Source organism: Eubacterium sp. AF34-35BH (genome assembly GCF_003477765.1).
Taxonomy (GTDB): Bacteria; Bacillota; Clostridia; order Lachnospirales; family Lachnospiraceae; genus Eubacterium_G.
On the sequence record NZ_QUDZ01000009.1, the window covers coordinates 71,551 to 95,911 of the forward strand.

Consider the following 24,361-nt stretch of genomic DNA (forward strand, 5'->3'; position numbering starts at 1 on the left):
TTTATATGTCATGGTATCTTTGTACTATGAAATTGATTTTCACAGTGTATTTATTCGTAAAATTAATTTTTATGCGTGTTTATCTATTAAACCGCTTTTTACAATATGCTTTGTGAAATTTTACGTGTTTATCTAACCACAAGGAGGTTTATTATGAAGGAAATTAAATGGGCTGTATTAGGTACCGGAGTTATTGCCAACCAAATGGCACAGGCATTAATCAAAAATGGAAAAAATATTTATTCTGTTGCAAACCGCACACACCAAAAGGCTGTTGATTTTGCCCAAAAATATAATATCGGAAAAGTATATGACAATATGAATGATGTGTTTACTGATCCAGAAGTTGATGTTGTTTACATCACAACTCCACATAACACACATCTTGAATTTATGAAGAAGGCAATTGAGAACGGAAAACATATACTTGTTGAAAAATCCATAACACTTAACAGTGATGAATTAAACGAAGCAATTTCTTTGGCAAAAGAAAAAGGTGTTATTATTGGTGAAGCAATGACAATTTTCCACATGCCAATTTACAAAAAATTAAACGAAATTTTGGAATCCGGAGCACTTGGAAAAGTGAACCTTATTACCATGAACTTTGGAAGTTTTAAAGAATATGATATGACAAACAGATTTTTCAACAGAAACCTTGCCGGAGGTGCAATGCTCGATATCGGTGTATACGCACTTTCATTTATCCGCTGGTTTATGGATTCAAAACCTAACAACCTTGTATCTCAGGTAAAATCTGCTCCAACAGGTGTTGACGAGCAGGCTGGTTTACTTCTAACAAACGAAGAAGGTCAGATGGCAAGCGTTATGCTTTCACTTCATTCTAAGCAGCCAAAACGTGGTATGGTTTCATGCGAAAAAGGTTATATTGAAATAATGGAATATCCTAGAGCTTGGGAAGCTACCATAACATACACTGACTCTGGCAAAACTGAATTAATCAAAACCGGCGAAAATGCAGACGCTCTCGCCTACGAACTTGCTGATATGGAAAAAGCAATTAACGGCGATGTTGACTGCATGCACTTTGACTATACAAAAGACGTTATGGATATGATGACTGAATTTAGAAAATCGTGGGGCTTTAAATATCCTGAAGAAGAAAAATAGAAATTAACAGAGCTGTAAGTTTTAAAATCTACTTACAGCTCTATTTTTATATAATCTTATAATCCTTTGCACATCTAACCACTCCGTCAAGTGCATCACTGAATTCTATACCATATTTTCTGCCACTTCTTTCAGATATGTAATTCCTCTAAATTCCTGTGAACTAAAATAAACCGTCTTTTCTTTATTTAGCAATGTAAAATAATTATCTTTTGTGGTTTCCATATCATACATCCATTCAGCCCTTAACATAACTGCTGATGGTTCAATATCCAACACCCTCTGCTCCATTTCCAGTTTATGAGTTGCATAAACATTTGCCGGCTTTACATTTTCTTCCGCATAAGGTCCATCATCGTCACAACCACTATAAACCTGATCCGAGCTGAAACAAATAAGTTTTCTTCCTTTTGCCGCCTTTGCCAAATACATCGGTACCTGCACATTTGCAAAATAAGATTCCTCTGGATTGTTTTCGCAAATTCCCATGTCTGCAAGAGCGTTAGCCCCAACTCCCTGTCCAATTACTTATAAAACCGCTTACCTCACTTTAAAAGATTTTACACGGCTCCATTTGCCTTTGTCTTTTCCAACTATTGCTCTCACTCTTACATAATATCTTTTTCTAACACGTAATTTTCTTAACAGATATGTATTCTTTCTTGTACGTTTTGTTCTTACGTTTTTCTTAAATTTTCTGTCAGTTGAATACTGTATCCGATATATTTTAGCCTTACTTACCTTTTTAAAAGTAATTCTCACTTTTCTATTTTTAAGTTTTTTTACTTTTAAAATTTTTGTTTGCTTTAAACTCTTTTTATTTACACCGTCAACACGAGTTGTAGTTTTTCCGTTAGTTGTTGGTTCATTTTCCTTTGTTACAACCTGTCCAAAAGTTGTAGTTGATTCTTTTTCTGATGTTGTTTCGTCAGTTGTTTGATTTTCTCCAGTAGTTTCTGATGTTGTATTTTCTGTAGTCAATATTTCAGCTGTGGGTTCTACTGTGACAGTTGTCTCAGTTTGTTTCTCAGTTGTTGGTTCTGATGTAGTTGTCACTTCCGTTGTTGGCTTTGGTGTTGTTGTCACTGATGTAGTTGGTGCTTCTGCTGTTGGTTCTAATGTAGTTGTCACTTCCGTTGTTGCCTTTGGTGTTGTTGTCACTGATGTGGTTGGTGCTTCCGTTGTTGGCTCTAATGTTGTTGTCACTTCCGTTGTTGCCTTTGGTGTTGTTGTCACTGATGTGGTTGGTGCTTCTGTTGTTGGCTCTGATGTTGTAGGCACTTCAGTTGTGGTTTGTGCTTCCGTTGTAGGCACTTCTATAGTTGGATTCTCCACTTTGTTCTCCAATTTTGTGTATACCTTTATTCTTCCCACATAATTTTTAAGTTGTGTCCATCCACTACCGTTGTTTATATATGACATTTCCCTGCCATTTTTATATGAAGTCATTATTTTGGCGTCGCCCTTTTCATTTGAAACACTTACTATTGCAGAGAACCATTGGTCTTTTTCGATTTTTACCGGCTGATTCAGTTCTATTGTTACATATCCGCTATTTTCAAAATATGCCGTTGTAGTATTTGCCAGATAACCACCTGAAACTGGTACATTTTCCTGTCCACCATAAGGATAATCTACATTTTTATATATCTCCACTTTAGCGGTTACATTTTCACCACCAATAGCCACATTTACTGCTTTTATATATTCGTCTTTTAGATTATCAGATTTTTTTGCTTTAAATACATTTGCCACTGACTTATCTTTTCTTAATGGGAAATCGTCCATGCTTCCATCATAGTAATAATTAAAGTCATACTTATCCTTTGGTGCAAATGAAAATGCATAAGAACAACTGCTTGTATTGTCATATGACAGCCAAAAATACTCCAATGATTTGTAACTGTTTTTTACAAGCCAACCACCATTTTTGGTAGCACCATTTGGTACAAATTTGTCTGATGGAATATTGTCATCCCATCCAATGATTGTGCATGCATGCGGAGAAATTGTACTGCTATGTTCATTCTTTGGATTGTAGTATAACGTTTCTCTTGCATTATTGTACTGAAATGTTACTGCCCCATATTTTGCTATGGCTTTTTTTATTGACCTAATGTATTCTTCCGGATTTGATTTGTTTTCAGGTATATAAATTGCATTTTCAAATCTATATGACGGATTATCATATGGGTTTGTGGTAACCACATTACCCGATACCGGTGCCCACCACATTGAATATAACTTGGCAATTTTTAACGGGTCTCCTGACTGCATCAAATAATTTACTGATTGCCAGTCTCCATCTGTATTTCCCAATGGATCGCTTTCTCTCTTAAAAACTCTATAAGCTGCCGCCATCGGATTTAATGATAATGTATCTTTTGTTACTGTAGGATCAATTCCACTTTTTAAAATGGATGATTCTGCTGCTGCAATGCTTGAATATGCCCAACACAAATTGGTATCTCCCTGATCTTTTACTGGTGTTACTATGCCATCGTCCCTTCCATCGTATTTTTCCCTGTCTGATATCTCTTTAGTTTCAGTCTGTTGTTCTTCAAAATCACCTTCTATTTTAAATGTTAATTGATTATCAGTTATATTTGTGACTTCAACATGCATATCATCAGTTATTTCCAAGCTCTGATTCAGTTTTAATGGTGCATCAGATTTTGTTGCATATGTACCACCTAATGTTTCATAATTCCACTTTCCTGCAACGCATCCCATGTTGTTTGGGAATTTTGTATCTTTGTCCACCAAATAACAAACAAGTCCTGAACCAATTGTCAATCCTTTTAGCTTCGTTCCATCTGTTTTATACAATTCTTTTGACTGACAATCATACTTATTACCACCTGTGCCAAAATTTCTATATTCTAAGTACAGTGTTTTATTGGTTCCTTTTAAATTTAATTTGTATCCGACTATCTGTGAATCTCCTCTAGTCGATGCTTCCTTTAAGGTATACTGTCCATTTTGATAAATTGTTTTAACATTGTCAGATGTAAGCCACCCCTTTGCTTCTCTTTCTTTTACAGATATAAACTGTGGCACAGGTGACATATGCTTTGCCATTGCAGACATATAATATACCGGCGAACTATTTGAACTATTGTACAAGTCCTTAAATCCTAAAATGTGCCCCATTTCATGAGTTGCCACTGCCATAGGCAAAATCACGTTTTTCCGATTATCCTTGTATAAATAATTATAAGAATTTGTCACCTGTACATAGTTTTTACTTGTAATTGTTTTTCCATCTGCATTTATTTTTACGTAATCTGCATAATCCTTATAATTCCATAAAGGGGAGGACCAACCCACAGAAATACTCTGAGTTGTATTTTTGTAAATAATGGTGATTGCATCAATTGCCCCATCGTTGTTTTTATCAAGTTCAGAAAAGTTGTACTTTTTTGTACCATCATAATTTGTAATCACATTGCCCGCTGATATAGCTCTGTTTATAGCTTCAGACCAGTCTGTTTTTAGTTCGTACATACGCTGTGATTTTTCGCCATTGTCCGTATAGCCTTCAGGATTTTCATCGCTGTATTCAGCATAGTAACCTCTTGGATGTGACAATTGTATAGAACCACCCTTGTCGAATAAATACACACTATTCATATGTAACTTTCCATTTGAAGCAGTTTCATAATAATCTGAAACATTAAAATCTGCATTGTTGTAAGAATTGTCTGTGATTTTTCTAACAGAATTTCCACTGTATTCATTGTCTACAAACTCATCTTCGTCTGAAAACCTTGCAAACACAATAAGGTTTGTAAAATTACATTCTTTTGTTTTACTTTCTGTATTTTCATTCGTATCATCAGCAAAAGTTACGCCACTAAAAAGCATTGTCATAACCGTAACAAACGCCATGATTATACTAAACCCTTTTTTCATAAAATCTCCTTTTCATCATTTATTCTTTTAAACCTTAATTATATATTCATTATAGCATTTACCAGATTAACTTTGTATTCTAATTTTTTAAAAACTCCAATCCTCTTGGTGGTAAATCTTTTTTGCAATCAGTAGCAAATATATGACCTGCACTTATATAGGTTGCTCCTAGTTTTTGTGCTTCAATCGCCTCTTCCACAGAATGAACTGAAGTTCCTATTGTTTTAAATTTTGAAAGTTTCCAGACAGTTGTCATCTTTTAAATATGTTTTTTCATACATATTCTTTGGTAAAATCTCTTCGTTCAATTCAACAACTATATGTGCAGGAACATACTCTTTTTCATCTAAATAATCTTTTACTGTTATCTTATAACTCTTACCATTTACTTTCATTGCTCTCCTCCTTTTCTTATTACATAATAGAATGTCCCTTGGGACCTTCTACGCACCGAGTGCGCGTTGCTACGCAACTATTTTCTTCTCGCACGAGTGTGCATCCCTAGTGGAACGTTTTTATGTAATAAGAAATTCTAAAGGAGTTTGTTACTACATAAAAAAAGCCCATGGAATTCTATTTTTGAGGAACCCCTCTATAAATCCAATGGGCTTTTTAATGTTTTATTTTTTTATGTTTTACTTTCAAAAAAGTTATTATAACTTTATGTATTTTGCAGACATATATCCTACTACATCTTTATTCTTATCTTTAATTCGAACTTTGTACCAGCCTTTTGAAGTATTTCCTATAATGGTTACCTTTGTTCCTCTCTTGTAAGATGAAATAATTGGATATTTCTTTCCTGCTCCTGAACGTACTCTAAGTTTGCCTTTTTTAGTTATTACGGTTCCTTTGAAAACTATTGATGTTGACTTAACGTAACCTAATTTTCCGTTGTACTTAATTAAGTACCAACTCTTTTTAATGTCAACAATAGTAACTTTTTTACCTGGAACTAAGTTACTAACAACCTTTGATGATGTACTCTTTTTCTTATACATCTTGTCCTGCACACTTACTTTAGCAGCTTTTTGCATCTTATATGGAAGTTTAGCAATAACCTTCTGGGCTACTAAAATCTTTCCACATACTTTACACTTCTTACCGCTTGTTAAGCCTGTTCTCTCTGTTGTGGCTTTTACTGCTCGAAGTTTAACTACTGTGTGGCCTTTGGCTTTTACTATCTGCTGCTTCTTAATAACGTATCCACATACTGAACATTTAGTTCCTGCTGTTAATCCACTCTTTGTACATGTGGCTTTTACTGCAGGAATGGCAACTGCCTTATGTTTCTCCACAGTTTTTACAATCTTTTCTTTACAGTCCTCATATACACAATTGTGCCAATGAGTATCTGCATCAAAATCCCACTTTGTGTCATTTACATGAATACATTTAACTACTGAAACTGCGCCATCATTTGCTTTCAAAGTTATGTCTTCGCTGTCAACATTAATTGCCTGTGTAACATTGACTCCGATAATATATGGTTTAAATTCTGCTGCCTCATTAACTGTAAAATTCAATGTTACAATAGTACCATTATCTGTATTGTTTTTAAGGCTGTTAAGATAAGCTAGATATACAAACTCTTCTTTATCTAACGTACTTGGTAACACTGTGTCTTCATCATCAAAAACTGTTCCGTTTTTTACTGATGTTAAAGTTAATGCTGTATGGTCATAAGAAACTTTTAATTTAAGTCCCCATATACCCGGGTTATTTTTTATGTCCACTATAATTGAAAACTCATTGCCTCTTTCAACTGTTTTTGATGATGCGGCAATTACGCATTCTTTTGTTTCATTTTCTGTCTGTGCAAATACAGGTACACTTACAGATATACCACTTATGCATATTACTACAATACATAACATTGCAAGTAATTTACGAATGTTTATTTTGTTAAAACTATTCATACGGAGAACCTCCTTTTCTATTACCTTCCTGTAATATTTCTATTACTTTCCACTACACTGTTCCTAATCAGCAATAGGACTAACCGTAAAGCTTCCTACCTGTGAGTATCCTGAACCACCGTATTTAGCAAATACATTAACAACATGATTGTCTTCTGTTAATTTGCTACCATCAATAATAAAGTAATTTCCATCTACTTCTACACACGGATCACTGTTAGTACCACTACTTGATGTTGAATAAGTTAAACCTGACACCTTATCGTTATTTCCGTATGTGGTAAGTCTGACTTTTATCTTTCCGTTCTTAGTTACCTCATAATTTCCAGGTGCATAATTTACAGCCGGATAACTACCAAGTCCCCAAGTGTATTTCAATGTGTTTGCCCAATATTCTTTGTATCTGTCTTTAATAGACTTAACGTTACCTGTAATATCAGTTACTCTTGTTGTAACCCATACATGCTGACCAACCATTCTGCCACTTGATTCCATATGTATCTGTGTTGGATATGTAGCATATTTTGTTGTTGAGCCACTTCTTGTCTTTGTATCCATATTTATTGAGAATGAAGAGCTTGTTCCATTAGCCCATGATACAGTGTTATTTAATTTCTGTGAGCCACCAACTGAATCTCTACAGTCAACGTAAACATTGTAATATGAACAATTCAAGTCATAAGGTTTAATTATTAAAACGCTCTCATATAAATGTTCAAACTTCAAATAGTATTGATCTGCCGGACGTGTTATTACAACATCGTATACTCCAATATCTGATGGTAAGTTATCTTCATATTCGTCCTTACTTTGAGATTTGTACTTAATTGTAAAGCTGTCTTCGCTAAATGTTTCTCCCTCGTTAAGGTCTTCCCCTCCCGGTAAATTAAAGCTGTAATCTGCAATTCTCTGAATAAATGAATCAAAGAAATATGACTGCTTTGTAAATGTAAATGTTTCAGCAGGTATAGCTTTTAATTTTCTCCAATGAGCATATAATGTTACATTTGATGTAATTAAAACTTTATCGTCAGATGTAATCTGTTCTCCGCCTTCTAATTCCATGTACCAACCAAGGAAAGCATAACCGTCTCTAACAAGTTCAGGGATTTCTCCATAAGTTTCTTTGTATGTTACTTTCTTCTTATTATTCTCTAACTCATTTCCACCATTAACATTAAATGTAATTGTGTATACAGCCGGTTTCCATTTTGCATAAAGTGTTATGTCTTCTGTTGGAACTCTGTTAGATGTAAATGGATTTTCACACTGTGCATCTGTGCACCAGCCATCAAATACATAACCTTTTTTAACCGGTGTTTCAATTGTTGGAAGAATTGTTGTTTCCTTTCTTGTTATAGGATCAATTGTATTACCACCTCTTGTATCAAAAGTAATTGTTACAAGCTTCTTAACAACATTCTTGCATTCAATGTAATATATTGTTGGTGATGATATTTTATCTACTTCAGGTGTTATGCCTATAATGTCTGTATTATTTTCTTCAGCTACCTGTAAGTAATCATAATCAGGAATTGTTCCTCTCTTAGCTTTAACAACTGTATTTTCTACATCAATTCCGTTAAATACAAATGTTGCTGTTGTACTGTCGTCTACATAATTTGCTTTTGCTTTAACACCATTTGACAAGGCTTCTGCGATTTTACTGTTAATTGGTTGTGTTAAATCAATAACCTCATCAGTTCCATTTACATTTATGGTTGCTGTTGTTGTAACTCCTGCAAATTTGTTGTAGGCACCCCTTCTGTTAGAACCTGTTGATTCTAAGTCTGAGAAATCAAATCTTTCGCCATATTTTGCGTAGAATGTCTGACTTCTTGTTGTTCCGTTTGCATTTTCAATACCTGTTACTGTAATTGGATATGTTTTGTAATCCACATAGTAATCATAAGTTGTATTGTCTACAAGGGTTACATTCTCGGTTTTCTGACCATTATAGCCTTCTGTTAAAGTATATTTATAGTCATTCCAGTTAAGTATTTCCTTCAATTCTTCCTCTGTTGGTAAATTAAATTCTTCGTTCTTTAAAACTTTTTTGTTCCATACAGTCTTATAACCGTCTTTGTCATTACCTACTCGAACAGATGCTGTATAGTATTCACTTAACTCTTCTGTTGTAAGGTTTGTCCATACTACCGGAACTGTTACTGTCATGTCGTATTGACTGAATGCGACCTTACTATGTAAATAAGTAATTGTCATTTCACCTGACATATAACGTGTATTCTCAGGAACATTAACATTTATTTTTCCTGTTTTATTGTCTACACTAAAGTTTCTGTTTGTAAATCTAATTTTATAATTTGAAGTTGAAAGCGACTCTACCCCCTGAATACCTGTGCTAAGTTCCACATATTTAAGTGCTAATACGTTCTTTGGCACATCCATTGTGATTCCATTAGTTCTGTCTCCGTCTTCGTCTCTTACAACTATTACTTCATCGTCACTAGGTTCATACGCTGTATTGTAATAAAATACATTTCGCCCTGCCTTCAGCAGTGGTATTTCCTCATCTACAAAATCATTACTATAACTAAAAAGATTTCCAATGGCATTTGCTTCAAAACTCATCATAAAATATAGACCAAACTCTATACTAAGTGCACCTGCCATTCGCTCCTTACTTACTGTATTGCTTGTATTTGCAGGACGATACTTAGAATATTCATATATAAAGAAACCATACAGCTTAACATATGGTCCAAGTTCTGCGGCAACACCCACAGAGGCGAATTTACCACTACCAATACCTGCGTAAAGTTTAGCTCTAATACCTGCCTTTAATCCAATCTTACCCATTACATAAAATTGGAAGTCAAAATGCTCATCTAACAAATCCATTGTGGAAGAGCCAGCCTCCGGTTTAAATAAACCTACCTTAAACCAGAAACTATATCTCTTTCCTACTTCGTATTCTAAATTAGAACCAATGGCTATATTCATGTCTGTTCTAACAACGAAATTTACCTGTGTACCAATAACTACACCAAAATAGCAAACTTCTGTGGAACAGATTTCCTTATTAACTAATGTTACCCAGTCTGTTTCCTTCTGGAGTGTTTCTGAGTATTTATCCATCAGTGCCTGCATTCCATCTAAGAATTCTGTGCCAAGTTCTGTTTCAGTGCTTAAATCCATAACATCTAAAATATCACTTGCAACATTTGATTTTTCAAATGCCTTGCACATTTCATTCCATTCCTCTTCATCGGTACCGTTCATTTCCATTACCTGCCAAAGAGCTTCTAAATCTTCTTTATAGCCTTTTATTTGTTCTGCTGTATCATTTGCCTGTTCTATCTTTGCCTGAACTTCTTCAATCTTGTCCATAACATCTTTTACGGAACTAAGACCTGCTTTAAGTCCATCCGGCAAATTAGATAAACAAATTGCTTCTGATGGGTCTTCTGCAATAGCTTTAAACTGTTCCCAAAGAGACTGTTCCTCTTCTGCCACAGTGTAAATATTTGCATTAAATGAAAATGCAGTAAAGTTCTTTACATCCATAGTTGTATTTACACTAATACCAACCGGTATAGGAATAAAAAGAATCTCTTTTGTAACAATGCTACCTTTTACTCTTGGCACTAATTCACATTCCTCTACAAATGTTGCAGAAAGGTCAATATTTACTGTGCCATCATCAACTTCTGCTTCGAATTCTGCTTCAACTCCAACTGCAAGCTGGATACCATTATTAAAATGAAGCTGTTCGCCTTTATTTATAACTTCAACAGTAAGTTTTACATCATCTGTTAGTTCAAAGCTTTTACCTATATTCATTTTCTTAAGTTTTTGCTTTGAAATTTTGTTTCCCTTTGAATCTCTTACAACAACATTTTGAACACTTACATTATCCTTAAAATCATCTGTCTTTGTTACCATATCAAAAAGTGTGTCTGCTGCTGCTTCTCCAAAATCACTTTTTTCTATCTGTTGTGTTAAAACATTTTCTAACTTCTTACTTTCTTCATCGCTTATAATGTCGCTACCTGAAAGTGAAATTTCAGAATAGAGGTCCATACTTTCCTCAATGTCCGATTTAGTTACTTCCTTATATGTAATTAATTTTGTAGTTTTGTTGTAATCCGTAATCTCGCCATAATAAACGTCTTTTCCTGATTGAATCTCATCAGTTGAAACATATAATGTAACAAAATCACCAACTCCAATAGAGTCTACTGCATTTTCGTATGTTCCGTCCTCGCCCATCATGTTTGCGTACATGTCTAAATCCAACTCATCAAAACTGATTGTACCTGTTTCCTCAGTTGGTAGCTCCTGTACTGTTAATGGAAAGTTGTCAGGCATGTTGTATATTTCAAGCTGGTCATTTTCATCAAGTGGCGCAAAGGTTACTTTGTTTCCATCTGTAGCAGCCACCTTAACATATACAGCCGGATCTAAAAGTTCAGCGCCCTTATCTGCATCTCTTTCAGTAGGTTTTATGCCAACATAAACACAAAGAATATCGTCTTTTTTAAGTTTTGATGCATTGTCATATTCAAAACTACCGCCTCTTTCATTTATCTGGTCTGAAGTTAATACATCATAACTTTCTCCGTCAACAGAATATGAAATTTCATCTGTATCCTTTATGTATACTACGTCATCATTCATTTCAAGGTTTTCAACTTCCTGCATGGCTATTGAAAATGATGCCGTTCTTATTGTTTCTTCTTTGCCATCAAATACCCAACCGTCGGAGAGATTTAATTCATAAGAACAACCTTCGTTAAAACCTTGTGGTGCGCTTACTGTGTATACACCGTCGCCGTCAGTATCTTCAACCTTTAATTCAACATTGTCTGAACCATCTTTTACAACAAGAGTTGCTGCATCTTTTGCAGCCACATCGCCTGATGTTTTTTTAATGTTAAATGTTATGTCCTTTGGCTGGTCCATCTGTGCAAAAGAAGTAATGTTTAATTCTTCCTTACCACCCATTTCCTGATACTTGGCATATACATTCATGTTTTCAGTTACTGCATCTTCTGAATAAAATGGAACTGTACATTCCTTATCAGTGTAGTAACCTATTAAAATAGCATTATCTTTTGTGTATTTATCCTTGGAAGGTAGTTCCCCTAACGGATAATCCTTTTCTGCAGGTAATGTTTCTATTAATCGGTCTCCATCGTAAAAAGACACTGTGAGCAATTCAGCTCCTAAATGAACATCCCACTCTGCAAAATATTTTTTCAGAATTAGGAAGTCCTTCAAATCTACCTTCTGATCTGCATTAATATCTGCATTGGCAAATACAACTCCCTCTGTCTCCTGCTCAGAGATATATTCTTTTAACAATAATAAATCGCGTAAATCAATTACCTTATCACCATTAACATCTCCGTACATATTACCGCTGGTTTTTGCGTATGTTTGTGCCGGTACCTGGGAGACAGTGAGCGCAATTGCTAAAAGTAAGGTTAATAATCTTTTTTTCATTGTTTCTCTCTCCTTTTTCTTACTAGTACAAAGGCAATTCCAGCGATAACAACTGCTGCTATGACTACCACAACAATTATACCGTTCTCCTGTCTTGCCCCATTAACAGTTTCTTTTTTGTTTGCTTTGCTGTTTTCTCCCCCTTTGTTCTTATTTACAATCTTCTTCGACGCATCCGTCTTTACAATAAAATTTGTGTTGTACGTTTTCTGTCCTTTTTGTACGGTAACTTTGTACTTGCCGTCTTTTAAAGTGTTTAAATACTTCTCAGAAATTTCTACATTTCCATCTGAATCAACGGTGTAATTGTCCTTATCAACTTTCTTATTATTTACTACAACTTTTTTGACTTTTCCCTTTGATTCTTTTGAGCCTTTTGATTCCTTTGAACTGTTTGTTCCTGTTGGTATTTTGATGTTTTCACTCTTTGACTTGTCGAACACTATGTCATTTTTCTTAACTTCATAATAAACAGTAACATTGCCGTCCTCTGTGTCCATATCAACAACGTTTCCTTTGGCGTCTATAGCCTGCACCAAAGTTACCTTGATTGGATAATCGCCTTCTAACGCATAGTCTGCAATTTTGAAATTAAGTCTTACTACCGTCCCACTGTTTTCTATATTCTTAACACTATTTGAACTTGCTAAAAAAACATATTCATCTTTGTCCAGCTTTTCCGGTTCAGTTATGTCACCCTTTGAGAACACTTCCCCGTTCTGTACTGATTTTAACTTTAAAGCTGAATGGTTGTATCCCACTTTAAACTTCAGTGCCCAAATTCCGGTGTTTCCTTTCAAATCAATATCTACAACTGCCTTGTCCTTCTCCGTTACTGTTAATGATGCTTCAAGCACTGCTCCGCCACTGGCATATATTATATTATTTCCAAAGCCAACGCATAAAAACATAAACAGCGTAAGTAAAATTAATCGTAATTTCTTCAAATTATCACCTACCTAACCCCTTATTCAATTTTTTGCGATTACTTATTTAATATAACTGCTATTAAATAAAAATCTTTTTTTGATACCATGCATCTCTGCTTTTTTATTATTTTCCGACTCTCAAATATAGGTAATATTTTACTATATTTTGTATGCGTTGCCTATAGAAGCGTCCTATATTGTATGATTTTTTTACATAAATTAATTATGTTAAGTTGTTGAAACATTTTTATACAAGTGGCACATATAAAGCAGCCTTCACTCAGATTTACCTATTACAAAAAAGAAGAACTCACTCCACATGAATTCTTCTTTTTTATTAAAAATGTCTGCTATAATGCAACTTAATCTATGACGAATCTCATTGTCATGAAAAAGAGGTTTTCTATATTTTGTAGCACCTACAAATTGGTAATAATTCTCATATGCATTATCCTCGGATAATTGTTTCATTGTTATCTCCCTTCCAATCAATTATTCTACCCATAAATATATCCAACCTAGAGCCATTTAATAAAGTAAATGCCGAAAATCCGCATAAATACAGGCTTTCGGCATTTTAATCCATTATTCAAACTCCTACTCGTAAAAATTTACTCCTTTATAAAGCAGGATATTTATTGTATTTAACAGTTCATTTCTGTACTGCTTTAGTATTTTTGCATATAGTCTAAGACGAAAATATTGTAATTTTATTGTCACGAGTCAATACCGTTGTAGTCGTTCTTGCATGTATGACAAACTTGAATTTCTATTTGTGTTGCCATGTCATTACATAATCTTTTTCTCCGGTAGCCTCATCTAAGCCACTATGCTGAATCTCAAATCCTTCTCTCTTATAAAAAGATATTGCCCGTGCGTTCTTTTGGTATACGTTCAAGTGCAACTTATTCCTTTTATCCTTTGCATAATTCAGCAGAATTTTACCTATACCCTGCGATTGCATTTCACCAGAAACAAAAATGCCCTCAACATATTCATCATTTAACCCTATAAAACCCTGTATTTCTGTATCATACTCATACACATAAACCTCTGCTAGTAACAACGCTTCTTTTACTGATTTGAAATTGCTTTTCCAGTATTCGGCGGGGATAAAATTATGTGCCTTTATATTCGTATGCAACCATATATCTGCAACTTTATTTATATCATCTCTTTGAAATTCTCTAATCATAACGGTGACTCTCCATAAACTTGAAGTTAGAAGTTACTTTTTGACTTCCTTTGTGATTTCAGTTGTCTTTAATTGTACCTGATAAGTGTTTTCTTCTCCACTCAAATTGGTTGTTTTCAATCTTAAATTCTATTTTCTTAATTTTATAAACTGGGATTTGTTAATTAGAATTGCTCTCAAAGCAACAATTATCTTAACATTCCCCAAATACACTCCAGTAATGTTAGTGCAAGGATAATGTTAATAACACGGAAATGCCGTAGATAAAACTTCTGAATCAGTGCGCCCAAGCCAGTCCAAGTACAGGTTGCGATCGTTCCGATTGTTGCAATAACCAGCTCAAAAAACAGCAAAGCCGGAAAAGAGGACATATATCCTACAACATAACCCGTTAGTGCGGTAACTCCGAACATATAGATCTTCACATTGACAAATTGCAGCATGAAGCCTTTCAGAAACGATGCCGATTGCTCTGCGTTTTCTGTTGACGGCTTACTGAAAGCAATATGAATCGCAAGCCACAGGATATAGTCTGCTCCGATGTACTTCAGCACTTCCATTACATTTAGAAGCAAAGAATTAACCCCATATACAAAAATTGCGCAGTACCGCCATAGGCATAATCATCAACCACCTTTCTGCTGTTATTATATCAGCAAACAGCGGTACATACATAACACCTATTTTATATGATTATCCATAGCATACGACTATGAATTGGCTGGAGCATATTTCCATAATTCTTCCAGATAGCTTTTTCCAAGATCATTTAATTCCTGATTTTCATTCAGCACATATCCAATATGCATTGTTTCATTTTCTGCAAGCGGAACGGAGATGATATTTTCTCCATTCAAATATTTCGGGAAAATGCCACTTGAAATAGTATAGGCATTCATTCCTTTCGGGCCGTCGTCACAGGTTTTGCAATCGACTTGCGGTAAATGATAAGGGAAATGACCGCGGCGATCACTTCCGTGACCCAAAATGCATGCCAGACGCCGACGGCACCGAAAAGCCTGCTGAGCCAAAACGCAGCCGGTAGGATGATCACCACATACCGGCAAAGGGAAATCAGCAAGGAGGGCGTGCCTTTCCTCAGTCCCTCCAATGCGCCGGAAGAGGTAACAGAAACCGCCGAGACGATAAATCCGGCCCCGATGATGCGCAGGGCGGTTTCCCCGGCCTGGATCGTCGCTTCTGTGTGGGTAAACAGCCCCATCAACTGGCCGGGAATCAGCAGGCATATCGCGGTCCCAAGCACCATAATGATACCGTTCATGCACAGGACGATCTGATAAATCTGACTGACCCTTTTACTCTCGCCCGCGCCGTAGTTATAGCCGATCAAAGGGCGCATCCCCTGCACAATGCCATTCGCCGGCAGATAGATGAAGGTCTGCAATTTGTAATAGATTCCCAAAACCAGGATATACACCTCTGAATAGGTGGCCAAAATCGCATTGAGCGCCGAAATCAAAAGTGACGGAAGTGCAAGATTCAGGGTTGCGGGAATGCCGATGGAATACAGCTTTATGACCATCTTTTTGCCGGGCAGAATGTGCTGCCTGCGGATATGCACGCGAATGGGCCGCACAAAGTAGATGACCAGATAAATCGCAAGCGTCAGGACCTGCCCGATGCCGGTGGCCAGCGCTGCGCCTTCAATCCCCATTTCCGGGAATGGGCCATAGCCAAAAATCAGAACGGGGTCCAAGACAATGTTTGTGATGCACCCGCACATCAGGCTGATCATGGTCGTTTTCATGTTTCCTACTGCCTGGAACAGTTTCTCAAACATCATGCTGACGGTAACAATGAGTGTAAAGCCGAACGCAACGGCAGAATAGCGGACGCCAAGTTCAATGACCGCTTCGGATGCAGTGAACATCCGCAGAAAAACCGGCATAATTGCGATACAGCAGACTGTCATAACAACGCCATGAATCACGGCAAGCACAAGTCCCTGTGTGGCAGTCTGATCTGCTTTTTCGTGATCTCCCGCGCCCAGATAGAAGGCAATCACTGCGTTGATTCCAACACCAAACCCAATTCCAGCCGCATTGATAAAATTTTGAACCGGGTAAACCAATGATAACGCCGTCATCGCTTCCTCGCTGATCTGCGCGACAAAAAAGCTGTCCACAATGTTGTAGAGGGAGTTGACCAGCATAGATAACACCATCGGCAGGGACATGGATAAAATCAGCGGCAATATCGGTTTCTCTTTCATGAAAGTGTCGTTCATAATTCCTCCTTCGCAAAACACGTTATGAGATATTTTTGCGTCGATGCCATGCCATCATCACAAGTGCAACGAGCAAAGTGGCGGTTTCCGCAACCGGAAATGCAAGCCAGATTCCGTTCAGCTGGAACAATTTGTCCAGACACCACAGGGCAGGCACAAGGAAAAGCATTTGCCTGCATAATTGGATCGCTATGCTGGACCCTACTTTTTCTGTGGTCTGAAAATAGGTGGAAATCATCGTAGAAAGGCCGCAAAACAGATAGCTTGCCGCCATGATCCGCATGGCGGAGATTCCAAAGGAGCGCATGGCTTCCGACGCCGTAAACAATCCCAGAATCTGCGCCGGAAAGAGGAGGACAGCCAACGTCCCCAGTATCATCATGCCGGTGACCAAAACAGTTCCATATCGGAAAGCTGAATGCAGCCGTTCGCTGTTGCCTGCGCCGTAGTTAAACCGCATGACAGGCAAACAGCCTTGAATCAAGCCGTTTACCGTCATAACAATCAGCTGCTGCACCTTAAAATATGCGCCGAAGAAAGCGATCGCCGTATCGGAATACGCCACCAAAAACAGATTGACAAAGGTCACCACAAACGAACTGAGGGCGTTCATGATAAAAGATGGCAGGCCAAAGGCAAAAATACGGTAGATCATCTGCTTTTTCAAATGAAAGCCTTTGATTTTCACCTGCACTTTCTGCTTTTTGCCCAGCAGTAAAGCAAATGCCAAAATCATGGACAGCAGATAGCCTGCAACGGTAGCTACCGCAGCGCCGCGGATTCCCATAGCCGGGAAAATACCAATCCCAAAAATCAGAATGGGGTCGAACACAAAGTTAACAACCACGCCCGCGATCTGGAACCACATGGGAGCGACCATGTTCCCGGTGGCCTGTATCATCTTCTGGATGGAGATATGCACCATATTGGGAATTTGCATGAAGGAGCACACACTCATATAGGCGATGCTCAGCTGATAAATTTCTTCATTATTGGTGAATGCCCGAAAATAGGGTTTCATAATCAGTAATGACATAAGGTTGAGCAAGGCACCTATTCCAAAAGCCAGTAACAATCCATGTGTGACAGTTGCATTTGCCTCATCCTGCTTTTTCTGTCCAAGATACCCTGCTATCAGCACATTCACGCCGACACCGATCCAGATAGACGCTGCATTCATCAATGTTGTAATCGGGAATGACAGAGAAACAGCGGTCAATGCATTCTCACTCAACCGCGCCACAAACGCGCTGTCTATCAGATTATAGGAATATTGCAGGAACATGGAAATCAGCGGCGGTATCGACATTTGCCAGATGAGCTTTCCAACAGGAGCGACCGCCATTTTATTATTGGTCTGCATACTTTCCCTCCTCTCCACAAAGTGTCCGGCAGCTTCCATCCTCCGTTCTGCCAGATTTTCCAGGATGCAGACAACAAAAAAGCCACACGGCTATCACAAGATAGCTGTGTGGCAAAAAGATGACCGAATCCGGAAAAGTCCACTCAAATTTTACGCTCAATATTATAGCATTCTTTCAGGAGACTTTCAAGCATTAATCATTACGGAATTGTGGCGGCATATTTATTGTTTTATATGTTATTTCTCTATTAGTTCTGCAAACTGGAATTTGTTTGTACAATGTTCAAGATATAACTGTTATTATGTCTTGATTAGAGTACAAACTCATATAAGAAGAACTTCCTCGGTACTCCAATATCAACATATGTGATTTCAACCTTATCCACATACTTAAATCCAAACGACATATACATTTTCTGTGGAATATCATTTCCCTCTATGCAATCAAGACGAATTGATTTAAGGTTTCTTTCCCTTGCTGTGTCTATTGCGTGTTGAACTAACTGCTTCGAGTATCCACGACCTCCATATTCTGGAAGGACACGCAAGGCATGAAGAACTACTGTCTCGTTATCATTTGCATCAATAATCCATTTAACTGCGTGATACGCCTCATCACGATCATGATTCATAATATACGCCGCAACAATTCGACCATCTTCAATACCGATAAACTGATTTCTCTCTTTGATTGCATCTTTGATCATTTCATCTGGAGGGAAACCACCTTTATCTCCCTCCGGCAGAAAATCTTTTCCGCTCAAAACTTTACACATACCGTCATAAAACTGTCGCAATTCTATAAAATTTTTCTCTTCTGCATATCTGATAATCATAGAAATCTATCCCTCCAAATTCCGATTGAGATTTCACCTGTTTAAAGAAATTTAATAACTGTTATATTTTGTTATTAAATTCTCCGCAAACCATTGAAAACACTGGATTTGTCCCAGGTGAGCTTTCCCTTATTGTTTTTCTTGTGTTATATCGTCCCACCAGTGTTTACGAACTCTGATAAGGGAAAATACAAGGGCACAAGAAGTCCGGTGGACCTCTGCTCTGTGCCGACCGAAGCGGCAGCGGAGACAAAAAAATTATATAAAACAGTATAACACAAAATAAAAGTAACATGGTGAACTGATTGAAATGCTTCTGATTTTTGTAGCAAATAATTGATTGAAGGATAAGGAGATAAGATACGATGAGAACAATATTTGCAGAATATAATCCCGGACGAAAAAGCATTGATGTTTATACCGGTGCATACTATATGCTTCGCATTGACTGCTGGGAAGCAGAAAAGAATTTGAGAACCACACCCTGATCAGATTGTGCATTAAACACACTTGCCATTGATGAACCACTAGAATATGCGAGACTGTATCTTGATGGGAATTTACAGATGTGGGTAGATGCAGAAGATTCCTTTACATTATAGTAATGTTCAAAAAAGCTCTCTGTGCAATGCACAGGAGCTTTTTATATGCAGACCTCTATTTATTTGTGCTGTCTGCATCAATTACAGACTTAATCTGCTTCATAAGGGCATCATAGTTGTCCTTGTTATCAATTCCGCCGAGCATTGGTTTGCCTACAATATTGCCATTTCTGTCAACAAGTATAGTTGTTGGAAAGGCCATGATTTCTGAGGCATATTTACCAGCAGCACTAGAGGAGTCAATTGACAGATTACGATATTTGACACCCTGGCTTTCAAGAACAGAGGCAGCCTCTTTGATAGCTGTTTTATTGCCATCGAAGGTCTCTGTGTTGATGCCAACAACTTCTCCGCCCATTGATTTGATAGCATCATTTAATTCGTTAAGCTTGGATAATTCAGCGACACATGGTTTGCAGCCGGTAAACCAGAAATTGACAACTGTTACTGCATTACCGGAAAACAGGCTGTCATCAACCTTATTGCCATCAAAATCCTCACCGGAAAAATCACTGAATACAGATGAGGCTTTAGAGCTGTCCTTCTTGTTATCGTCTGATGATGTATTTTTGTTTTCAAGCTCTGCTATCTGTTCCTCGATTTTTCGTATGATTTCAATATCCTCATTAAGTGTTTTAAGCTCATCGTGTGTGAATGAATTCTTGTTTGATTCTACGGTACCGGCAAGATAATCAGCATAATTTCCGTTTGGATCGGCGTCGCTTTTGTTCATCATGCCAAATGCCTTGTTCCACACATCAGCATGATCTGCAAAAAGCTGATTTTCCTGCTGATATAAATCATCACGCCTGGAATCTGATTTGCCGGATGCTTCTGAGCCGGCTTCAGTCTGAGTGTTCTTAGAATCTGTTGTGGAAGCCTGCTTTACGCCACATGCTGTAAGTGATAATGCTATGCAGAGTGTAAAAATAGAAATAAATGATAATTTTTTTTTCATGAGTAATTTCTCCTTTAAAATAATAGTAAAATGTTTAATAGCTATCTGTTGTCATTTTTTTGGCATGATTTTCCCATAAACCGGTAGCAGATGGCGTCCTTCGTACAGGCCTTTATGCAGGCACCACAGCGTATGCACTCGGGGTGATCCGGTGTCTTACACACATCCACATCCATCTTACATGCCTTTGAGCATTGACCGCATCCGACACATTTGCCGCTATCAACGGTGATTTTGAGCAGGCTGACCTTATTAAATAATGAGTAGATTGCTCCAAGCGGACAAATCCATTTACAGAAGGGCCTGTAAAATAAGATACTTAGTATAATCACTGCAATTAAAATCATACACTTGAAAGAAAAAAGCTTTCCCAGCGCAGAACGGATAGCAGCATTTCCAATAGATAACGGTATAGCACCCTCTAAAACACCCTGAGGACAAATATATTTGCAGAAGAACGGGTCTCCCATTCCTATAGAGTTCGTTACAAGCATCGGAAGAAGTATAACGAAAACAATAAGAATGACATATTTTAGGTACCTAAGAGGCTTTAGTTTGGCTGTGGATAATTTCTTTCCAGGTATTTTATGAAGTAAATCCTGAAACCATCCAAATGGGCACAAAAAACCACATATAAATCTGCCGAGAGTTACACCGAGTAAAATAAAAAATCCTGTTATGTAGTATGAAAACTTAAATTTTGATGATCCCACAACTGCCTGAAATGCCCCTATTGGACAGGCTCCTGTCGCGGCAGGGCAGGAGTAGCAGTTTAATCCGGGTACGCATACTGTTTTTGCATTGCCCTGATATATTTTACCCTTAAATAAATTTGGAATATGAATATTGGTCAGCAGCGTTGCCGCGGCCTGTATCCAGCCACGTATTTTTGCCAGTTTTCTTGATAGTAATTTCTTTTCCTTATCCAATTCCGACACACTCCAGACATAGTTTTATTGCTTTACCAAGCACTGTAGCCGCCTCACCTCTGACTGCACCATAGCTTATCATGGATACACCAAGGATAAGCAGAATGATTTGACATGTTTTTTGGTATTTCAACATAATGTTGCTCCTTTTTGTTGTATTGTTGACCAGCTGACTTTGGTATTATACAATATAGGTTGTAAAATTATTGTTAAGAAGCAGGAGAACATTTTGAGATTATTAATTGTTGAGGATGAGAAACAAATATGTGATATGGTTGCAAAGAGTCTGTATTCTGCCGGTTATGAGGTGGATATCTGTTATGATGGGAAAGAGGCTCTTGAATGTATACTGTCGGAGAATTATGATCTGATAGTTTTGGATTTGAATCTGCCGGGGATGGATGGCATGGAGCTTCTTAAGGAGCTTAGAAAATACAATGATGAAACTAAGGTTTTGATATTATCTGCGAGAGGTCAGATTGCTGATAAGGTAGAGGGACTGGATGCAGGAGCAAATGATTACATGGAAAAACCATTCCATCTGCAGGAGCTTGAGGCACGTATCAGAAGCCTGACAAGAAGAAAATTTGTACAGAATGATATATGTCTTAAATACGGAGAAATAAAGTTTGATACGATTAAACGCGAGGCATATGCAAAGGAAGAGCCGGTTTCACTGACAAGAAAAGAGAATGGTATTTTGGAATATTTACTTATCAATATAGGCAGACCAGTGAGTCAGGAGGAGCTGATAGAGCATGTGTGGGATGCCACGGCAGACAGCTTTAGCGGAGCAATCAGGGTACATATGTCTTCACTTAGAAAAAAGCTTAAGGCGAAGCTGGGATATGATCCCATTCAGAACAAGGTAGGTGAAGGCTATAAAATACGGGAGGAGTCTGACAGATGAAAAGAATGTCGCTACAGTGGAGACTTACGTGCATTACTACATTGTGTATTGCTATTATATGTGGCTGCCTGACTATGTTTGTCTATAAAAATGGTGTGCATTACATCGATTCTCTGCAGGATGCGGTAGAGTCACAGGGGAATGAAAAAGGAAACAAATCAGATGAAATATATATCAGCATACCGGACGATAAGTGGGATGAGTTTGCGGATGAATTTTCGGTTCAGGTGTACAATAATAAGGCCGACTATAAAAGAAACAGTCTGATAATCACGGTTTTGCTGGCGCTTTTGGGAGGTGCCGTCACTTATTTTATAAGCGGGCATGCACTCAGACCAATCAGGGAGTTTTCAGATAAAATTGAAGAGGTACAGGCTCAGAATCTGTCGGATTCAAGAATAGAGGAAAACAATGTTAAGGAACTGAACCAGCTGGGTATTTCTTATAATAAGATGCTTGAGCGTCTGTCGGAAGCATTTAAGGTACAGAGACAGTTTACTGCAAATGCAGCACATGAGCTACGTACTCCATTAGCGTTAATGCAGGTACAGCTTGATTTATATAATTCTGCCTCTCACCCGGGAAATGATGCAGACACTTTGCAGACCATAAAAATGGTTACGGAACAAAATGATAAATTAAACAGGATGGTAAAGACTCTTCTTGACATGAGTGAGCTTCAGACGGTGGGAAGGGATGATAAAATTATATTGGATGCTATTGTTGAAGAGGTTTTGGCAGACCTTGAGCCTCTTGCCGTAGAAAAGAATATAAAGCTGATTGGAAAATGTGAGAATGCCACTATGATAGGCAGTGATATCCTTATTTACAGGCTTGTATACAATCTGGTTGAGAATGCCATCAAATATAATCATCCACTGGGACAGGTTACAGTAACCGCATATCAGAGAAACAAGCATGTTTATCTGTCTGTAGAAGATACGGGAAGCGGAATACCAAAGGAGCTTAGGGAGAGAGTGTTCGAGCCATTCTTCCGTGTGGATAAATCCAGAAGCCGTGAGCTGGGTGGCGTAGGGCTAGGTCTTGCTTTTGTCCGTGAAATCGTTAGAGTACATGATGGCAGTATTTGTATCAAATCAGGCAAGACTGGGGGAACGATTTTCGAGGTGACTTTTGCACAGCATTCAATGTAGCGTTCCGTTTTACACATTTGTCAACGCTATTAAAACAGATTTGCTAAATGAGAAAAATAGAATAATTTGTTATTTGAGTCTGTGAAATAAAGTCTATAAATAGACATTCTATGATAAGTGATGGAGCTGTAAGTTCATGAAATGAGCTTGCAGCTCTTGTTTATATAACTAGCATATAAAAATACCCATGTCAAGGACGCCCATTTTATAACGGGCGTATATTCATCCTTGATATTGGGTATTTTTTATGCTATTCAGGCAAACGGCCTTCGTAAATAATGCTCAGTTCTCCATACACCTGAGCCCAGTTTCTTAAGGTCATTGTCCATTTCTTCGTTGCTTCAAAGGTTGAAAGGAACAGAGCTTTCAACAATGCCTTGTTGCTTGGAAATACACTTCTCTGACGATTAACTTTCCTGTATGTTGAGTTTAAACTTTCAATGGCATTGGTTGTATATATTACTTTTCGGACAGTATCTGAAAATTTGAAAATAGGTGATATTACGTCCCAATGGGAAAAAACTAACCGAAGCCATATATACAGAGGTTGCTTTTTCACTTGTTGCCTTTCTTCGTGCCCACAGCAATTTTCCGGAAGGGGAGATTTCTCGGATGTGGAAAGAAACATTTTTCTTGATTTATCTTGTTTTTGTTGCTTTTCGGCTTCGAATTTCTTGCTGGGAGCCAATTTTTGCCACACAGTTTGTTATTTTCTTGCTTCTTTGTTGCTTTTAAGCAAAAATGACGGGTTTCATGATACTCCCCTGTCTATCTGACCGGGGCGTATCATAATGCCCGCTACT

General features: G+C 37.5%; 18 protein-coding genes and 3 pseudogenes. 4 read left to right on the forward strand and 17 right to left on the reverse strand.

Features of this window, described 5'->3' with window-relative positions; all coding sequences use genetic code 11:
- Window positions 1-153: 153 nt before the first annotated feature.
- A complete protein-coding gene (locus tag DWZ69_RS10265; protein ID WP_118436945.1) occupies window positions 154-1,131 on the forward strand; it encodes a Gfo/Idh/MocA family oxidoreductase in 978 nt (325 codons plus the stop codon).
- 105 nt (window positions 1,132-1,236) lie between these two features.
- Here DWZ69_RS10265 and DWZ69_RS10270 read toward each other — a convergent pair whose 3' ends face one another.
- From DWZ69_RS10270 to DWZ69_RS10335, 13 genes and pseudogenes are all read right to left on the reverse strand, one after another.
- On the reverse strand, window positions 1,237-1,620 hold the full coding sequence (locus tag DWZ69_RS10270) for a sugar nucleotide-binding protein (protein WP_118000379.1): 384 nt from the start codon (window positions 1,618-1,620) through the stop codon (window positions 1,237-1,239).
- A gap of 51 nt (window positions 1,621-1,671) precedes the next feature.
- Window positions 1,672-5,046: a lectin like domain-containing protein gene (locus DWZ69_RS10275; RefSeq protein ID WP_118436947.1), complete on the reverse strand. Its 3,375-nt coding sequence runs from the start codon at window positions 5,044-5,046 to the stop codon at window positions 1,672-1,674.
- 85 nt (window positions 5,047-5,131) lie between these two features.
- Window positions 5,132-5,275: pseudogene (locus DWZ69_RS10280) on the reverse strand (thiamine phosphate synthase); the annotation flags it as partial.
- Window positions 5,271-5,441: a sulfur carrier protein ThiS gene (thiS, locus tag DWZ69_RS10285; RefSeq protein ID WP_118436949.1), complete on the reverse strand. Its 171-nt coding sequence runs from the start codon at window positions 5,439-5,441 to the stop codon at window positions 5,271-5,273. The gene thiS and the pseudogene DWZ69_RS10280, both read right to left, overlap by 5 nt.
- 258 nt (window positions 5,442-5,699) lie before the next feature.
- Window positions 5,700-6,965, reverse strand: a complete 1,266-nt coding sequence (locus DWZ69_RS10290) for an SH3 domain-containing protein (RefSeq protein WP_118436951.1) — start codon at window positions 6,963-6,965, stop codon at window positions 5,700-5,702.
- A 63-nt stretch (window positions 6,966-7,028) separates the two neighbouring features.
- On the reverse strand, window positions 7,029-12,434 hold the full coding sequence (locus DWZ69_RS10295; RefSeq protein WP_118436953.1) for an InlB B-repeat-containing protein: 5,406 nt from the start codon (window positions 12,432-12,434) through the stop codon (window positions 7,029-7,031).
- Window positions 12,431-13,381 carry a cohesin domain-containing protein gene (locus tag DWZ69_RS10300; protein WP_118436955.1) on the reverse strand — a complete coding sequence of 317 codons (951 nt, stop codon included), beginning with the start codon at window positions 13,379-13,381 and terminating at the stop codon, window positions 12,431-12,433. The genes DWZ69_RS10295 and DWZ69_RS10300 overlap by 4 nt, the downstream gene beginning before the upstream one ends.
- A gap of 258 nt (window positions 13,382-13,639) precedes the next feature.
- Window positions 13,640-13,834, reverse strand: coding sequence for a hypothetical protein (locus DWZ69_RS10305; protein ID WP_118436957.1), 195 nt, complete (start codon window positions 13,832-13,834; stop codon window positions 13,640-13,642).
- A 298-nt stretch (window positions 13,835-14,132) separates the two neighbouring features.
- Window positions 14,133-14,558, reverse strand: coding sequence for an N-acetyltransferase (locus tag DWZ69_RS10310; RefSeq protein WP_118000367.1), 426 nt, complete (start codon window positions 14,556-14,558; stop codon window positions 14,133-14,135).
- Window positions 14,559-14,746: 188 nt separating this feature from the next.
- Entirely contained in the window at window positions 14,747-15,133 is a 387-nt protein-coding gene (locus DWZ69_RS10315) for a hypothetical protein (protein WP_243081046.1), read from the reverse strand.
- A 320-nt stretch (window positions 15,134-15,453) separates the two neighbouring features.
- On the reverse strand, window positions 15,454-16,806 hold the full coding sequence (locus DWZ69_RS10325; protein ID WP_118000365.1) for an MATE family efflux transporter: 1,353 nt from the start codon (window positions 16,804-16,806) through the stop codon (window positions 15,454-15,456).
- A 22-nt stretch (window positions 16,807-16,828) separates the two neighbouring features.
- Window positions 16,829-18,169 (reverse strand): MATE family efflux transporter, encoded by a 1,341-nt coding sequence (locus DWZ69_RS10330; protein ID WP_118000363.1) that lies wholly within the window; start codon window positions 18,167-18,169, stop codon window positions 16,829-16,831.
- A gap of 311 nt (window positions 18,170-18,480) precedes the next feature.
- Window positions 18,481-19,005, reverse strand: coding sequence for a GNAT family N-acetyltransferase (locus DWZ69_RS10335; RefSeq protein ID WP_118436959.1), 525 nt, complete (start codon window positions 19,003-19,005; stop codon window positions 18,481-18,483).
- 365 nt (window positions 19,006-19,370) lie between these two features.
- On the opposite strand from DWZ69_RS10335, the pseudogene DWZ69_RS10345 reads away from it, so the two are divergent.
- Window positions 19,371-19,607: pseudogene (locus DWZ69_RS10345) on the forward strand (DUF6061 family protein).
- Between the two features lie 55 nt (window positions 19,608-19,662).
- Here DWZ69_RS10345 and DWZ69_RS10350 read toward each other — a convergent pair.
- The 3 genes from DWZ69_RS10350 to DWZ69_RS12290 are packed head-to-tail and all read right to left on the reverse strand — an operon-like array spanning window position 19,663 to window position 21,630.
- Window positions 19,663-20,565, reverse strand: coding sequence for a TlpA disulfide reductase family protein (locus DWZ69_RS10350; RefSeq protein WP_118436963.1), 903 nt, complete (start codon window positions 20,563-20,565; stop codon window positions 19,663-19,665).
- 41 nt (window positions 20,566-20,606) lie between these two features.
- Window positions 20,607-21,494: a 4Fe-4S binding protein gene (locus DWZ69_RS10355; protein WP_118436965.1), complete on the reverse strand. Its 888-nt coding sequence runs from the start codon at window positions 21,492-21,494 to the stop codon at window positions 20,607-20,609.
- Window positions 21,487-21,630 carry a CD1871A family CXXC motif-containing protein gene (locus DWZ69_RS12290; protein WP_009263530.1) on the reverse strand — a complete coding sequence of 48 codons (144 nt, stop codon included), beginning with the start codon at window positions 21,628-21,630 and terminating at the stop codon, window positions 21,487-21,489. Before DWZ69_RS12290 ends, DWZ69_RS10355 begins: the two co-directional genes overlap by 8 nt.
- A 93-nt stretch (window positions 21,631-21,723) precedes the next feature.
- Between DWZ69_RS12290 and DWZ69_RS10365 the strand changes: the two genes are divergently transcribed.
- Window positions 21,724-22,404, forward strand: a complete 681-nt coding sequence (locus tag DWZ69_RS10365; RefSeq protein WP_199640873.1) for a response regulator transcription factor — start codon at window positions 21,724-21,726, stop codon at window positions 22,402-22,404.
- A complete protein-coding gene (locus tag DWZ69_RS10370) occupies window positions 22,401-23,558 on the forward strand; it encodes a HAMP domain-containing sensor histidine kinase (RefSeq protein ID WP_118436967.1) in 1,158 nt (385 codons plus the stop codon). The genes DWZ69_RS10365 and DWZ69_RS10370 overlap by 4 nt, the downstream gene beginning before the upstream one ends.
- Before the next feature lie 250 nt (window positions 23,559-23,808).
- On the opposite strand, the pseudogene DWZ69_RS10375 reads toward DWZ69_RS10370, so the two are convergent.
- A pseudogene (locus DWZ69_RS10375) lies at window positions 23,809-24,072 on the reverse strand (transposase); the annotation flags it as partial.
- Between the last annotated feature and the right edge of the window lie 289 nt (window positions 24,073-24,361).

Bases quoted from the DNA above. Each gene is read 5' to 3' on its own strand.
- DWZ69_RS10265 (WP_118436945.1), top strand. From the start codon at position 154: ATGAAGGAAATTAAATGGGCTGTATTAGGTACCGGAGTTATTGCCAAC.
- DWZ69_RS10270 (WP_118000379.1), bottom strand. From the start codon at position 1,620: ATGGGAATTTGCGAAAACAATCCAGAGGAATCTTATTTTGCAAATGTG.
- DWZ69_RS10275 (WP_118436947.1), bottom strand. From the start codon at position 5,046: ATGAAAAAAGGGTTTAGTATAATCATGGCGTTTGTTACGGTTATGACA.
- thiS (WP_118436949.1), bottom strand. From the start codon at position 5,441: ATGAAAGTAAATGGTAAGAGTTATAAGATAACAGTAAAAGATTATTTA.
- DWZ69_RS10290 (WP_118436951.1), bottom strand. From the start codon at position 6,965: ATGAATAGTTTTAACAAAATAAACATTCGTAAATTACTTGCAATGTTA.
- DWZ69_RS10295 (WP_118436953.1), bottom strand. From the start codon at position 12,434: ATGAAAAAAAGATTATTAACCTTACTTTTAGCAATTGCGCTCACTGTC.
- DWZ69_RS10305 (WP_118436957.1), bottom strand. From the start codon at position 13,834: ATGAAACAATTATCCGAGGATAATGCATATGAGAATTATTACCAATTT.
- DWZ69_RS10310 (WP_118000367.1), bottom strand. From the start codon at position 14,558: ATGATTAGAGAATTTCAAAGAGATGATATAAATAAAGTTGCAGATATA.
- DWZ69_RS10325 (WP_118000365.1), bottom strand. From the start codon at position 16,806: ATGAACGACACTTTCATGAAAGAGAAACCGATATTGCCGCTGATTTTA.
- DWZ69_RS10330 (WP_118000363.1), bottom strand. From the start codon at position 18,169: ATGCAGACCAATAATAAAATGGCGGTCGCTCCTGTTGGAAAGCTCATC.
- DWZ69_RS10335 (WP_118436959.1), bottom strand. From the start codon at position 19,005: ATGATTATCAGATATGCAGAAGAGAAAAATTTTATAGAATTGCGACAG.
- DWZ69_RS10350 (WP_118436963.1), bottom strand. From the start codon at position 20,565: ATGAAAAAAAAATTATCATTTATTTCTATTTTTACACTCTGCATAGCA.
- DWZ69_RS12290 (WP_009263530.1), bottom strand. From the start codon at position 21,630: ATGTTGAAATACCAAAAAACATGTCAAATCATTCTGCTTATCCTTGGT.
- DWZ69_RS10370 (WP_118436967.1), top strand. From the start codon at position 22,401: ATGAAAAGAATGTCGCTACAGTGGAGACTTACGTGCATTACTACATTG.